The following is a 14,526-nucleotide window of genomic DNA, read 5'->3' on the forward strand; positions in this document are numbered from 1 at the left end:
TATGAACACCGTCGTCATATTAATAATTTTGATCGTGCTCGTCGCGCTTATCGGATTTTTTGCGGCATCGGAAACGGCGTACCTTTCCCTTTCGAAAATCAAATTGCGAGAACTCGTGCAGAGTAAAAAACGCTGTGCGAAAACGGCACTCGCTCTCCGAAACGACATGGACAGGCTGTTGACGCTCGTGCTCGTCGGAATCAATTTTTTCAATACCTTCGCCGCATCCCTTGCGACCGCGCTCGCCGTTTCGATCGTCGGTTCGAGCGGCGTCGGTATCGCCACACTCGTCATCACATCCCTCGTAACGATTTTCGGCGAGATCATTCCGAAGACGGCCGCCGTTTTACATCCCGACGCGACGGCGCTGCGCTTTGCACCGCTGTTGCGCGCGCTTGAAAAAATCTTTTTTCCGATCGTGTGGTTCTTTTCGCGGATTTCGCGCGGCACTTCGTTCATTGTCGGAAAATTTTGGAAGGACGACGAAGAGGATGTGACGGAAGAAGACATCAAAATGATGATCGCGGTCGCCGCGCGCGAAGGAACGCTCGAAGAAGGCGAAAGCAAAATGCTCGCGAAAATCTTTCAGTTCAGCGATCTGCGCGTCCACGATATCATGAAGCATCGCTCCCTCGTAAACGCCGTTTCCGCCGACAGCGATTATGCGCACATCTCCGACATCTTTTTAACGACAGGCTGTTCGCGCATTCCCGTTTTCGAACATACGCCCGATGCGATCGTCGGCGTGCTCGGATACAAATCGGTACTCTTCAGTTCCGAAAAAGAAACGAAACGGAGCGATTTTATCCGCCGGAAAATGTCACGTGCGCTCTTCGTCCCCGAAACCTTTACCGCCCTCGAAATGCTCGAAGATTTTAAAAAAGCGCACACGGATTTTGCCGTCGTGCTCGACGAGCAGGGCTGTACCGCAGGCATCGTTACGACGGACGATGTGATGCGCGTCGTGTTCGGACGCATGACCGATGAGAACCCGACGTCCGACATCGCGCCCGAATCGCGGATTACGCTCGTCGGAAAATCGGAATACATCGTGCCCGGTGATATGAAGCTCGACGATGTAAATGCAATTCTGAAACTCAACTTGGAGTCGGAAGATTTCAATACGCTCGGCGGCTGGCTCCTTGAAAAGTTCGGATACTTACCGTCGGCGAGCGAAGCGTATATCGACGGGACGACGGCGTACATCGTAGAAGATCAGGCAAGGCGCCGCATTTTATCGGTGCGCATAAAAAAAGGCGCAGGCCGAATTCAAAAAGCGAATCGATAAGTACAGCCGATCGAAATCTCCCCCGTACTGCGCGAAGCGCCGCCCTCCGCATCTCCGGATTTGTGCCACGGACCTGTCGGACTGTTTGCATTGTACGTTGCGCCTCGTATACGGCGCGTCAGTGTCCACGAAAGAGAGAGCGACAGCGAAATATTTTTATTAAAAGAATAGACGGCTTCGGCTCCGAATCGATATGCGGAAAACCATCCGTGCAGGATGTCGGCAAAGTACGTACCGGATCCGCCGTAATGATGATCGAGCGCCTGTATATACGCATACGGCGAAAGCGCAAACGAAAGCGCAAACGTAAATTTATTGTTAAAAACGGTATCGAATGAAACGCCCGACCATGTATGCACTTCTTCGCGCGTATAATCGATTCCAAGCGGAACGTAGGGCTTCGCGGCGGGATCGTTCCACGCAACGCCGGTATGGGTAAGCGCATCATAGCCTTCCCATGCGCGCCCGTCCCGCGCTTTCAAAGCGATGTACGTATAATCGACTCCGCTAAAAGGGCTGATCGAAAAGGAGTCCGCTATATGAAACGCATACGAGATCCGTCCGCCGAACGCATACGAAGAGGCGATCGTATTTTTATGAACCGAATACGTGGTTTTTAAATCCGTCAGCGTTTTCCAATCGGAGTCTTCCATATCGCCCGATCGCATCGGAACGGCGCCGCGCGCGAATCCCCGAATCGAAAGCGCTTTCCACGAAGCGCCGACGGCACCGCCGAAGAGCAGAGCCGGTTTTATATCCCAATCGAGCTCGCTGATTTTTTTATAATCGCCGGCGGCATCTTTTTTATAAACGTATTCGCCGATCGTACCGTATTCGACGGAAAAAAACGGCGTGACGGAGACGCTCCAATCTTCTGCAGCGAAACTGTGTGTAACTCGTGCAAACAAAATAATAATTAATAGTATTGTTGTGCGGCGATTAAACGGCAAGGGGATCGACCTTATACAGTTTTGCAAGTTGTTTGCGCGTCGCATCCATATCTTTCGGATACGGCGCATAAAACGCCATGCGCTCGCCCGTGGCAGGATGCGCAAACGTCAGCTTGTACGCGTGCAGCGCAAGGCGGGCTAAAAGCGGACGCTCTTCGAATACGTCGCCGTTCCACTTCTTTTTGAAATCGCTCAAGCGAACCGGCTTTTGATTACCGCCGTACAGCGGATCGCAGACGATGTATAATCCGTGCGCCGCCAAGTGCGCTCGGATCTGGTGCGTGCGCCCCGTCTTCGGAACGGCTTCAATCCATGCGTATTGACCGCAGACGCCGATAAGGCGAAAATCGGTGACGGAATCTTTACCGCTTTTTTTATTGACGACGGTACGGTGCTTTGCATCTCCGTCGGGAAGGAGCGCTTCGTCGGCGTGCAGCGTTTCCCACAAGGGTCGTCCGTAGACGAGACAGTGATAAATTTTTTCGACTTCTCTGTGTTCGAACTGAAGCGAGAGAGAACGATGCGCTTTTTCATTGCGCGCATACGCGATCGCGCCCGACGTATCTTTATCGATACGGTGCACGGCAAAGAGTTTTCCGAACTCGCTTTCAGCTTCGATGTCGAGCCGCGGGGCCGCTTCGTCGTACCGGTCGGCGGCGATGAGCAGTCCGCTTTTTTTATTCAGTACGACGATATCGTCGTCCGCATAGAGCACCGTGTAAGGCGGTATTGCTTTCATAAAAACAGTATAGCAAAATGCTCGCGTGTATGAAAGGAGGACTGTAAGCAATGTTCGGTGAACGGCTGTCCCCTATTTCTGCCGCAGCAGGTGCGGCGAGCCGTATTTGCTCACGTAAAAATCTAACCGAAAGCGCGCTTGCATTCCCTTCGTTTTTCAGCTATGATGATTCCACCGACGCGGCTGTAATATAGCGGTAGTATACGAGCTTCCCAAGCTTGGTGTAGGGGTTCAACTCCCCCCAGCCGCTAAAACTCCAAATTTATAATGCAGTTACCATTTAACAAAACAATATGTGGCAGCAAAATAATTGGGAGTTGAACCGCGGAGCGCGCGCGGCGCAGGTGCGCCGAAAAGGCGGCAGGAGGCCGCCGACAGCGCGCGGAGACGGCGTGGAAGGAGCGGACAGGAAGTCCGCGAGAGGAACGCTTCAACTCCCCCCAGCCGCTAAAACTTCAAATTTTCAATATAATCCTCCGCCGCAAAACAATATATAACAGCAAAATAATTGGGAGTTGAACCGCGGAGTGCGCGCCGAGACGGAATCTTTATACCGGCGATTATATTTTTCCATAAAAAACTCCGAAACCGGAAATTTACGGCGATTATTAGGGTATGAATTATCGCTGTATATTGATCGCCGCAGTTTTTGCGGTATTTTTGTCGGCAAATCGATTTTCCGCTGCCGAAAAGTCGGAAAAAACGAATACCGAACAAAGAATCGAACGGAGTTCGGAAAACGGCAAAAACAAACAAAAACCCGAAGCGCTTTTCAAACGGCTCGATGTACGCACATCGTCGTCCTTCCGTTTCGATGCCGCAGATTCTTCCGCTCAAGCCTCGGCGCTTACGGCTGCCGGTATGCGCGCCCTTTTCCGCGATGCCGACGTGCGCTTTTACGAAGTCCTATCGGATATCGCCTTGCCGCATTTTAAGAGCGCTGCCGTTCATTCTCCGCAATACGGGGCGGCAGTATCTTTCGCTCGTGCGCTGCGTTTTCCGCTCATGCTGAAAGCGGGTACGCTGTCGGTAAACGGAAGTTTTTTGCGCCTCACTTCTCCCGCTCCGCCCTTTTCGGCTTCTCCGTTTGCAACATCGTTTCCGACGAAAACAGGGATCGCTTCTTCGCTTCCGTCGTCGGGTACGGGAAATAAAACGTTCGCCGTTGCAGCCGACTGCCGCATTCCGAACACAGCGCCGCTTTTTGCCGGATCCGGAGCTTCTTTTTTTTATCGGGAAGACGGAACCCTTGCCTCTTCAGCGGATATCCGCATCGCTTTGCCGCGTATGATAAGCGCGGGTATTTCGTTTACCGGGACAAGTGTGTTTCTCAAAAACAACGCGTCATCGTGGTTTTCCGAAATCGCATTTTTTAAACCGGCTCGGCATTCCGCATTTGCCCTACAAACGCTCTTTTCGGCGCCGAACATCACTTCTCTCTTTACCGCGGGCTTTTATAATCAGCCGTCAGGAAAACTGCGCCGCACATACCGAAGCGAAAATGTATTCGCATTCGGGAGCTGTACGCTGCTCGCTTCGGTTTTCGCAGCCGACGGACGCGGCATCATGACGCCGAGCGGCGAAGTGCTACATACGCTTCGCCAATTCCGCATTTCCCCGCAGTATATGCATCGCTTCCCATCTCCTCGACTTCCATCTTTTACTGTCGGAGCGGCGGGAGTCATGAAGCAAACATATACACCCGCCCGCGACATCGAACAAATAGAGGTAAAATGCGGAGGAGGTCTTCGGTACGCGGACAAATACATCTCAGCAAGCCTCACATTCGAATCCGCCGGCATCGAATTCTCAAACGCGCAAAAGCTCGATGCCGATACTCTGTACTATACGATTTCCGGAAGATTCGCTCGGCGCAGCGGAAATCTCCGCTGGGGAACGCAAGCTTCTTGCACATTTTCAAAAAAAACGGCTGAGGAATCGTGCAAAATTTCAATCGCACATTCGAAAAAAAATTTTACGGTTTCAGGCAATGCCGGATTTTCATTAAAACAAAAAAACGACGAATATGGAGGCGGAAGCGCCGCGCTCGGATTTTCGGCTTCTCATACGACAAAATTTATTAAATATACATTCCGGTTATCGGCCGCCGGAAAATATTGATAATTTTTGCGGTATTGAATAAAGCTTTGTAATCGGTTATATTTATCCCTTACTGTAAGGTGGAATTTTTTTTATAAAGAGGTAATTAATATGGACTTTGATATTTCCAAAGTACGAAATATCGGTATCAGCGCTCACATCGACTCGGGAAAAACGACTTTGTCGGAACGCATTTTGTTTTACTGCAACAGGATTCATCAAATTCACGAAGTTCACGGTAAAGACGGCGTCGGCGCGACAATGGACAGCATGGAATTGGAACGCGAGCGCGGCATTACGATCCAATCCGCAGCAACGCAGGTTCAATGGAAAGATTACACAATCAACCTAATCGATACGCCCGGACACGTCGACTTTACGATCGAAGTCGAACGGAGTCTACGCGTTCTCGATGGCGCCATCCTCGTTTTGTGCGCGGTCGCGGGCGTTCAGTCGCAGTCGATCACCGTCGACCGTCAGCTCAAGCGCTATCACGTACCGCGCATCGCATTTGTCAATAAATGCGACCGGCAAGGCGCGAATCCCATCCGCGTGTGCAAACAGCTGCGCGACAAACTCGGACTCAACGCACACATGATGGCGCTTCCGATCGGACTCGAAGACAAGCTCGAAGGCGTCGTCGATCTCGTTGCAATGAAAGCGCTCTATTTCGAAGGTCCCGACGGCCAGGAAGTACGCGTTGCCGAAATTCCCGCACACATGGTCGAAGAGGCGCAAAAATACCGCGCCGATCTGGTCGATGCGGTGTCGATGTTCGACGATCAGCTCATGGAAGACGCACTTGAAGGCAAAGAAACGGAAGAAGAGATCATCGCGGCCGTCCGCAAAGCGACGCTCGCCGAACAGTTCGTCGGCGTATTCTGCGGTTCGGCTCACATGAACAAAGGCGTACAGCTCGTGCTCGACGGCGTTACGCGCTATCTTCCCGACCCGACCGAGGTGCATAACTATGCGTTCGACCTCGACAATAACGAAGCGCAGGTCGAGCTTTTCAATGTCGCCGATAAGCCGACCGTCGCGATTGCATTCAAACTCGACGACGGACAGTACGGACAGCTCACCTACGTCCGCGTGTATCAGGGTACTATCCCGAAAGGATGCGAGCTGTACAATACGCGCGCGCGAAAAAAGTTTAAAGTCGGACGTCTCGTGCGCATGAATGCGGACAAGATGGAAGACATCAACGAAGCGACTCCCGGCGATATTGTAGCGCTGTTCGGCATCGACTGCGCATCGGGCGATACGTTCTGCGGCGGCGGACTCAATTACTCCATGGCGTCGATGTACGTTCCGAATCCCGTCATCTCCGAATCGATTACGCCGAAAGAAAAAAAAGACGCCGCTCAGATGGCGAAAGCGCTCAACCGCTTTACGAAAGAAGATCCGACGTTCCAAACCTACGTCGATCCCGAATCGAACGAAACGATCATCAAAGGTATGGGTGAACTGCACCTCGCCGTCTATGTCGAACGCATGAAGCGCGAATACAAGTGCGAAGTCGTCGTCGGTCAGCCGCAAGTCGCTTACCGCGAATCGATTACGCAGAGCGCTCCGTTCAACTATACGCACAAAAAGCAAACCGGCGGTTCCGGACAATACGGACGCGTTGCCGGTATTATGGAGCCGCTCGCGGACAAAGATTACGAATTCGTCGATGCGATCAAGGGAGGCGCCATCCCGAACGAATACATTCCGTCCTGTGACAAGGGATTCCGCAAAGCAATGGAAAAAGGCACGCTCATCGGCTTCCCCATCGTCGGCGTAAAGATGACGATCAACGACGGTCAATACCACCCCGTCGACTCATCCGACATCGCTTTCCAGCAGGCTGCGATCGGAGCTTTCCGCGAAGGCTACGAAAAAGCAAAACCCGTCATCCTCGAGCCGATTATGAAAGTGTCGATTTCCGGGCCGACCGAATTCCAGGGCAATATGTTCGGACTCATCAACCAGAGACGCGGTGTCATCATCGATACGACCGATGAAAACAATACGTCGACCGTAAACGCGGAAGTACCGCTTTCGGAGATGTTCGGCTTTTCGACGATCCTCCGCTCTTCGACTCAGGGCAAAGCGGAGTTTACGATGGAATTCCTCAAATACGGACGCGTACCGAACGCCGTAGGCGAAGAACTGATGAAAAAATATCAAGAAGAGCGCAAAGCAGCGCAAAAATAACGAGATACGATAAAAGCGGTGCCGACGTTTTGACATCGCTTTTTCGTAAACTCCATACTTTAAAAGTTTTATAGGAGACAGCTATGGACAAAAAAGATCTTATCAACTACAGCCCTGTGCGCAGCTTTGACAATATTACCGATGGAGGACTGAAAGCCGGAGAAATCGGTCTCGTCACCGCAAAAAAGGGCGTCGGAAAAACGGCCATCCTCGTGCAGTTCGGTCTCGACGCATTGCTCAAAGACGAACAACTCGCTCACGTTTCGTTCGACCAGCATTCTTCGAACGTGATTTCATGGTACGACAGCATCTTTACCGAGATATCGAAGAAAAAAAATATCGCAGATACCCCCGAATTGAAAGACAGCATTATGCGTGACCGCATGATTTTAAATTTCAATCAGGAAACCTTTTCGCTTGCAAAAGTAATCAATACGCTCAAATCGCTGAAAGCCGGCGGCATCGCCGTTTCCGCGCTCGTCATCGACGGCATGAACATGGATAAAGTGAGCAAAGAAGATATCGAAACGGTTTCACATTTTGTTAAAGAAGAAAAAATAACCGCGTGGTTCAGCGACACAAAGGCGAGCGCGGATTTGGAGGGCTCCTGCCGTCCGGAACTGCTTCCCTTTTTCGATGCAGTGTGCCACCTTGCCGCTTCGCAAAATGGAGTTGCGCTCAGTGTATTGAAGCTCCGCGATAAAACCGCTGTTGCGGGTACGGTAAACCTCGATCCGAAAACGCTGCTCATGTCGGCAAAGTAAGATTCGCTTTTTATTCCGATCTGATAACCGCGGCGGCAAATCGCTCTATGCCGCAGGCTTGTCGATCGGATATTTTTTTGCATACACGGAATTCCGGCAACACACCGCACTCACCGTATTGACAAATGCCCGCCAAACACGTATAGTGACGGAACAGTATATTCCCCGATTGTGTAATGGTAGCACCGCAGATTCTGGTTCTGCTTGTGGGGGTTCGAATCCTCCTTGGGGAACGCAAAAGACTTTTCAAAAATTTCGATTTTTGGAAAGTTTCCTTGATTTATTATGCGATGTTTGAAATTAAGTCATTAACAATACAAAAACTTAATTTCAAACTCGACAGGCTGTCGAAAAAGTAACCGACTTTTGAGACAGCCCTTTTTGTCAGTACCGGGTCCCTTCGTCTATCGGTTAGGACGAAAGATTCTCAATCTTTAAAGACGAGTTCGACTCTCGTAGGGACCGAAAATAGTATTTTTTAATTATTTGTAATATAATAAATTACAAGCACCGTCCAAAGAGCTGTACTCTCCAAATCCTGCAGCTTATACCGAACCGTTTCGATATGGAAAAGTATACTGATTCTGAAAATCGACATCCTACTCTTTCCACGGAAATATGAGCGATTTGAACGAACGCGGTTCGAGAGTCTCTTTATCGTTTTGCAAAAGCTCGTCCCACGGAATGTAGCGCTTTTCTTTCGGAGTTTTCAATTCGGGATGCGCTTCGTAATAATCGTATTTATACAAGCGTAAGCGGAGCGCGTTAACCTGTGCAAGCGTGATGCCTGCAACGGACGGCAAAAGTCCGAACAAAAAAACGCTCAGCGCTAAAAGAAAAAAATTGTACACCACCGTAAACAAGGAAAACCATATATTATCAAAAAATACGATAAAACACTTTTTTAAGCATTTTTTAAAATCGTTATGCATGAGAGAGCGAATCGCAACGAACCACTGAAGCGAAAGCAGCGTAAAGACGACAAGCCACACGAACATCGAACCGATAAACATCGTCGGGAGCGTTTTTTGTGCAAAGTAAAACGGGATGCAGACATAAGCTGCCGTTCCTACGACGCTGAGGATAAGACCGAAACGGATACCGTCTGCGATACACGATGGAATCGCCCGAAAAAAATCCGCAATGTGTGCGCTTCCGAAATTTGCCGCAGAAGAAGCGACTTCTCCCGATGCGAGGGTGAGTATCGATATGACGATGCCGAAGAGGATAATGAGAGCTATGACGAGCGGTACACTTTGCTGTAGAGCGTAGATAAGCGATAAAAGCCCCAGAGACACGGTCATGATGACGAGGTTTATGACGATGAGCGAGAGCATATTGTCCCAGCCGTCGTAAAAATTTTTTTTGATAAAAAAAAGATACATACGGTATTGTAGCGCTATTTGATTTAGAGCGCAACAAGGTGTATACTTTTGTTATGCAAACGGATATACGGCAGAGTATGTCGCTCGTATCACGCATACATTCGGCAGCGGCGGATTTTCTCATAAAGCGCCTCGCGGAAAAGGGCTTACCCGATTTCGCTTCTTCGCACGGTTTTATTCTATTTCAGCTCGCCGCAAAAGACACGCTGACGATGAAAGAGCTTGCCGAAAAAATCAACCGCGACAAATCGACGGCGACGGTTTTGGTGAGAAAACTCGAGCGCGACGGATTTGTGAAAACATTTTCCACTCCCGACGATGCACGGCGCAAGCTCGTATCGCTCACGCGCAAGGGAATGCGTTACAACGATGTGACGACCGAGCTTGCAAATGATCTGCTTAAAATATTTTACAAAGGCTTTTCCGAAACCGAAAAGAAAAACGCTTTCGCCTACCTTTCGCGCATCGCAGAAAATTTTTCTCAATAAAACGAAAGACCGCCCGCATACGATGCAGGCGGAACGGACGTACGCCTACGGCACCGGCGGATGCGACGCTCCGCGAACACGGAGTTTTTATACCGCATCCATGCGCTTGACAAAAGTTTTATATAAAACTATATTTACCGGCAAGAGGTAATTCATTATGAAAAAATCGATATGCGCCGCTGCACTCACGGCTTTTCTTTTGACTTTTTTTTCGTGCAGCGCAAAAAAAACACAAGCTCATTCTATCGCGGTCTTCGTTCCCGGCATCATAGCCGACAGCCCCATCTACGCGATGCTCGCCGAAGGCGTACAGCATGCGGTCGCTTCGTACAACGACGGAAAAGACGGAAGTGCGCAAGTCTCCGTCACGGTGCTCGAAGCGGGAACAAACCAAGCCGAATGGTCGGCAAAACTCACCGCCCTTGCCGCGGAGCAAAAATACAGCGTCATCATTTCATCGAACCCGTCGCTGCCGGAACTCGTCGAACCGCTTACCGCACAGTTTCCGAATCAAAAGTTTATTCTGCTCGACGCCTATAAGTCGGGAAACTCGTCGGTGGCAACCGTACGTTACAATCAACACGAACAGTCGTATATTACCGGCTATATGGCGGGCCTCATGACGAAGTCGAAAAAGGTAGGTCTCATTGCAGGACAGGAATATCCCGTCATGAACAACGTCATACTTCCCGGCTACAAAGAAGGCGCAGAAGCCGCTTCTCCCGGTACGGCGGTCGATTTCCGCGTCGTCGGCAACTGGTACGATGCGACAAAGGGTGCAGAGCTTGCAAACGCGATGTATTCGTCCGGAGTCGATGTGATCCTTCCGATCTGCGGAGGGGCATCGCAAGGCGTCATCAACGCGGCGAAAGAAAAGGGAAAATATCTCGCATTTTTCGATAACGCGAGCTTTGAGCGCGCGCCGGACAATATCATATCGTGCACGCCGCTCGAGCAATCGAAGATGGCGGAAAACGTAACGGCCGACTACCTCGCAGGCAAAACCGAATGGGGTACGGCGAAAACGGTCGGCGTCGCGGACGGTTTCGTGCGCTTTGTGCAGGACGCGCCGGATCACAAAAACGATGCGGTGGCGGATGAAATGCGGGCAAAGATGCGCGACGTCGTCGCAAGTATAGAAAACGGTACGCTCGTTCTTCCGCAAAATTGACATGACAAATTTTTTTTAATTAATTTACTATGGATGTTGCACTCGAACATATTTCAAAACGATATCTGCACAAAACGGTGCTCGAAGATCTTTCCCTCGTCTTTCAGGGCGGTATGATTCACGCGCTGCTCGGAGAAAACGGCGCGGGAAAATCGACGACGGCGGCTGTTTTAAGCGGCGCGCTCGAACCCGACGGCGGTACGGTTCTCATCGACGGAAAGGCTGTGCGGTTTTCTTCTCCGCGCGATGCCCTTCGCTTAGGCATCGTCTGTGTACGGCAGCGGCCGCTTATCGCCGACGGCATCAGTGTATGGGAAAACATTCTCCTCGGAACGGAATACGGAGCTGCGGGAAAAACACTCAAAAAGGGCGAAATCTTTTCGCGCGCGGAATTGTTAAAATCGAAATGGGCGCCGCACTTAAACTTCCGCGCTCTCGCCGCGCATATCGGAGGGGACGAACGCTTTTATACGGCGCTCATATCTGCCCTTATACGCGAACCTCTCATGCTCATCCTCGACGAGCCGTCCGCGCTGCTCGACCGGGAACAGAGGGCTTCCCTCTATGCAAATATCCGCGAACTTGCAGATAAGGGAATGAACGTCATCGTTATCACGCACATCATGCAAGAAGCTTCTCGCTATACCGATACGATAACCGTGCTGCAAAAGGGGAAGGGTGCCGAGCACTATGAGCGGAGCGCTCTGTATGTGCCGAAGACACAATCGGAAGCCGCGCAGGTTTATGTCCTTCCGGCAAAAGTAAGCAAAAAAAATGGCGATGATTGTATTTCATTCGCTCACATCGGTGTGCGGCCGAAAAAACGGCCGGCTCTTTTCGACGTGTCGTTTACTGCGAAGAGCGGCTGCATTACCCTCATCGAAGGATTGCCCGAAAGCGGACTCGGTACGCTCGAAAACGTCATCACGGGTATGGAAAGCGCGCGCACGGAAGGATTGTGCCGCATCAAAACGGCGGAACGAAGCTTATGCATCGATCTCAAATCGGGAAAGTGGACGCCGTATTTTTTACGAACCGAAGCGAAACTCCGTACGGCTATCATCCCGTCGGACAGAACGTTCCGCGCGTCGAATCCCGATCTTTCGATCGAACAGCTTTTATGCGCAATGTACGGCGGAAAGAGCGCGGACGAATATACGAAGCGACTGATAGAAAAAGCGAAGGTTTCGATTCAGCCCGATGAAAAAGCGGCATCTCTTTCGGGCGGCATGCTGCAGCGTTTAATCCTCGCGCGCGAATTCGAAAACGATCCGAATCTGATCATTGCGTGTGAGCCGCTGCAAGGACTCGACGGCAAAGCTGCCGAACGCACGCAGGAGCTGCTTTTAAACTTTGCACATCGCGGCGCCGTCGTCATCGTGCTTTCGTCGTCGGAATTTCCGAAAGCGCTGTGTGCGGCGCACTACGTACTCGAAGGCGGCGGTCTTCGCGAAGTGCGGGATGCTGCGTGAAAAAATTAACAATATTCGACGCGCTCCCCGTTATCGCAGGTCTCGTTCTCACCGTCGCAGTCCTCGCTCTCTTTTCGCGCACCCTCGTTTCCGCCCTCGATTTTTTGGGGGGCTCTTTTACGTCGCGCTACTATTTCGGAAGCGTGCTCAATACGGCAGCCCTCCTCGCTGCGGGCGCGCTCGGAGACGCGATCGTACTCGCGGCGGGTGAATACAATTTAGGCGGTGAAGGTCAGATTTATGCCGGAGGATTTGCCGCAGCCGTCGTCTTTACGCTTCCCGTCGAATGGCCGCCCGTCTTCGTTACGGCTGCCGCCTTTGCCGCATCTCTTTTGCTTCCCGCCGCGATGGCCCTCGTATCGGCATCTCTTCGGCAATTAAAAAACGCCGACGTACTTCTCACGTCCTTTCTCGTTTCGGCGGCGGCGATTCCGTTTATCGATTCGCTTATCGCGGGAAAGTTCCGCGGACAAACGAACAATCTTCTTGCGACACCGTTTATCGCGGAGCGGTTTCGCTTTGCGCATATTTTAAATCCATCCCCGCTTTCAGCTTTGGCGCTTATTCCGCTCGCGCTGTGCGGCGCGGTATGGTACGTCAAATACCGCACGGTAAGCGGAAGACACCTTCAGATTACGGGGATATCGAAAGAGTTTGCAAAATACTCGGGCTACCGGCAAAGCCGCACGCTCTATGCGACGCTCGCAGCGGCAGGCGCGCTTCACGGGCTTGCAGGTTTTATCGCCGTTGCGGGAACGTACTACACGTGCCACGCGGGATTTTACGGCGGTATGGGATGGAATGCGCTTTCGTGCGCGCTCATCGCGAATTCGAATCCCGCAATGATCGCTCCGGCAGGACTTGTGCTCTCGTGGCTTTTTACGTCGGCAAATAGGGTTGCGCTCAACAATAACTTCGGCTTCGATATGAGCTCTCTCATCCAAGGCGTCATGCTTTCATGCATCGCCGTCAAATATGCAGGAGGCATACGAAATGCAAAACGCGGTCTTTAGCATAGCTCTTTTATCTGCGCCTCTGCTTTTGGCGTCGTTCGGCGCGCTCACAAGCGAATACTCCGGGCGCATGGCGGTTTTTCTCGACGGTATCATCAACCTCGCAGCTTTTTTTTGCTATGCGTTCAGCGTATTGACCGGTTCGTTTATCGCAGGCGCATTCCTCTCGGTCTTATCCTGCACGCTCATCATATTCGTTTCGATCCGCGCCGTGGAATCGCTTCACGCAAATCCCTTTTTGGCATCCCTCGGTTTAAACCTCTTTAGCGGTGCCCTTGCGTCGGTCATTTCCGTCGCCCTCTTCAGCACACGCGGCGTCCTCACGTCTCCCCTCTTTTCGTTTCCTGCCGTAAACGCACGCCTTTCGACGGCACTCGTCGCCTTCGTTTTTACGGCGGCAGGATTCGCATTTCTCTACGGGACAAAATACGGGCTCTACATCCGCATCACCGGAAAAGATGCCGACGTCCTTTCTTCGCGAGGCATCGACGTGTCGGCGTGCAGGACTGCGGCGTGGTGTATCGCAGCTTTTTACGGTGCGCTTGCAGGCTGCATACTGTCGTTCAGGCTTTCGTCATTTGTGCCGAATATTTCAAGCGGACGCGGATGGCTCGCCCTCGCAGCGGTATTTTTAGGCAGGCGGACGGGATGGGGTACGGCGGCTGCCGTTATCGTCCTCTGCGCGGCGGAATATTTTGCGGCGAACTTGCAAAACGTCTTTCAAAACATCGCCTCTCCTCTTTTGATCGCCCTGCCCTATATCGCATCTCTCGCACTCATCGTGCTCGTGCCCGATACGAGGCGAGACGAATAATTTGCTCGCAATCAATGCACGGGGTGTAGAGCTCCGAATGATGCGATAAAAATCACATGCCACGCATCGGTTTCGCAATGATACCGACAATGAAAAAACGATCATTCCCTTTTACGAAAGCAAGGGCATACGCCTCGCCGTTT

The 14,526-nt window shown here is 51.4% G+C and carries 12 protein-coding genes and 3 tRNA genes; 12 read left to right on the top strand and 3 right to left on the bottom strand.

Going from position 1 to position 14,526, the window contains the following annotated elements; all coding sequences use genetic code 11:
• The first annotated feature begins 1 nt into the window (after nucleotide 1).
• Nucleotides 2–1,288, top strand: coding sequence for a hemolysin family protein (locus tag HMPREF0860_RS04420; RefSeq protein WP_021330720.1), 1,287 nt, complete (start codon nucleotides 2–4; stop codon nucleotides 1,286–1,288).
• Here the strand turns inward: HMPREF0860_RS04420 and HMPREF0860_RS04425 are convergent.
• Nucleotides 1,270–2,196: an omptin family outer membrane protease gene (locus HMPREF0860_RS04425; protein WP_021330786.1), complete on the bottom strand. Its 927-nt coding sequence runs from the start codon at nucleotides 2,194–2,196 to the stop codon at nucleotides 1,270–1,272. The two genes, HMPREF0860_RS04420 and HMPREF0860_RS04425, sit on opposite strands and share 19 nt — an antisense overlap.
• A 31-nt stretch (nucleotides 2,197–2,227) precedes the next feature.
• Entirely contained in the window at nucleotides 2,228–2,977 is a 750-nt protein-coding gene (locus HMPREF0860_RS04430; RefSeq protein WP_021330708.1) for an RluA family pseudouridine synthase, read from the bottom strand.
• 179 nt (nucleotides 2,978–3,156) lie between these two features.
• Between HMPREF0860_RS04430 and HMPREF0860_RS04435 the strand changes: the two genes are divergently transcribed.
• The 6 genes from HMPREF0860_RS04435 (at nucleotide 3,157) to HMPREF0860_RS04460 (ending at nucleotide 8,505) form a co-directional block, all read left to right on the top strand.
• A tRNA-Gly gene (locus tag HMPREF0860_RS04435) sits at nucleotides 3,157–3,227 on the top strand.
• A 365-nt stretch (nucleotides 3,228–3,592) separates the two neighbouring features.
• A complete protein-coding gene (locus HMPREF0860_RS04440) occupies nucleotides 3,593–5,098 on the top strand; it encodes a hypothetical protein (protein WP_021330801.1) in 1,506 nt (501 codons plus the stop codon).
• Nucleotides 5,099–5,188: 90 nt separating this feature from the next.
• Nucleotides 5,189–7,276: an elongation factor G gene (gene fusA / locus HMPREF0860_RS04445; RefSeq protein WP_021330712.1), complete on the top strand. Its 2,088-nt coding sequence runs from the start codon at nucleotides 5,189–5,191 to the stop codon at nucleotides 7,274–7,276.
• 83 nt (nucleotides 7,277–7,359) lie between these two features.
• The gene (locus HMPREF0860_RS04450) at nucleotides 7,360–8,040 is read left to right on the top strand and encodes an ATPase domain-containing protein (protein ID WP_021330648.1); all 681 of its coding nucleotides are present in this window, start codon (nucleotides 7,360–7,362) and stop codon (nucleotides 8,038–8,040) included.
• Between the two features lie 162 nt (nucleotides 8,041–8,202).
• A tRNA-Gln gene (locus HMPREF0860_RS04455) sits at nucleotides 8,203–8,273 on the top strand.
• A gap of 160 nt (nucleotides 8,274–8,433) precedes the next feature.
• Nucleotides 8,434–8,505: transfer RNA gene (locus HMPREF0860_RS04460), tRNA-Glu, on the top strand.
• A 134-nt stretch (nucleotides 8,506–8,639) separates the two neighbouring features.
• On the opposite strand, the gene HMPREF0860_RS04465 is transcribed toward HMPREF0860_RS04460, so the two are convergent.
• A complete protein-coding gene (locus tag HMPREF0860_RS04465) occupies nucleotides 8,640–9,425 on the bottom strand; it encodes a hypothetical protein (protein WP_021330625.1) in 786 nt (261 codons plus the stop codon).
• A 53-nt stretch (nucleotides 9,426–9,478) separates the two neighbouring features.
• On the opposite strand from HMPREF0860_RS04465, the gene HMPREF0860_RS04470 reads away from it, so the two are divergent.
• The 5 genes from HMPREF0860_RS04470 (at nucleotide 9,479) to HMPREF0860_RS04490 (ending at nucleotide 14,383) form a co-directional block, all read left to right on the top strand.
• The gene (locus HMPREF0860_RS04470) at nucleotides 9,479–9,913 is read left to right on the top strand and encodes a MarR family winged helix-turn-helix transcriptional regulator (RefSeq protein WP_021330796.1); all 435 of its coding nucleotides are present in this window, start codon (nucleotides 9,479–9,481) and stop codon (nucleotides 9,911–9,913) included.
• A 157-nt stretch (nucleotides 9,914–10,070) separates the two neighbouring features.
• A complete protein-coding gene (locus HMPREF0860_RS04475) occupies nucleotides 10,071–11,084 on the top strand; it encodes a BMP family ABC transporter substrate-binding protein (RefSeq protein WP_021330723.1) in 1,014 nt (337 codons plus the stop codon).
• Nucleotides 11,085–11,113: 29 nt separating this feature from the next.
• Nucleotides 11,114–12,556, top strand: a complete 1,443-nt coding sequence (locus HMPREF0860_RS04480; protein WP_021330663.1) for an ATP-binding cassette domain-containing protein — start codon at nucleotides 11,114–11,116, stop codon at nucleotides 12,554–12,556.
• A complete protein-coding gene (locus HMPREF0860_RS04485; RefSeq protein WP_021330613.1) occupies nucleotides 12,553–13,569 on the top strand; it encodes an ABC transporter permease subunit in 1,017 nt (338 codons plus the stop codon). The genes HMPREF0860_RS04480 and HMPREF0860_RS04485 overlap by 4 nt, the downstream gene beginning before the upstream one ends.
• Entirely contained in the window at nucleotides 13,550–14,383 is an 834-nt protein-coding gene (locus tag HMPREF0860_RS04490; protein WP_021330685.1) for an ABC transporter permease subunit, read from the top strand. Before HMPREF0860_RS04485 ends, HMPREF0860_RS04490 begins: the two co-directional genes overlap by 20 nt.
• Nucleotides 14,384–14,526 lie beyond the last annotated feature (143 nt).

The sequence above is a fragment of the Treponema socranskii subsp. socranskii VPI DR56BR1116 = ATCC 35536 genome, assembly GCF_000468115.1.
Taxonomy (GTDB): Bacteria; Spirochaetota; Spirochaetia; order Treponematales; family Treponemataceae; genus Treponema_D; species Treponema_D socranskii.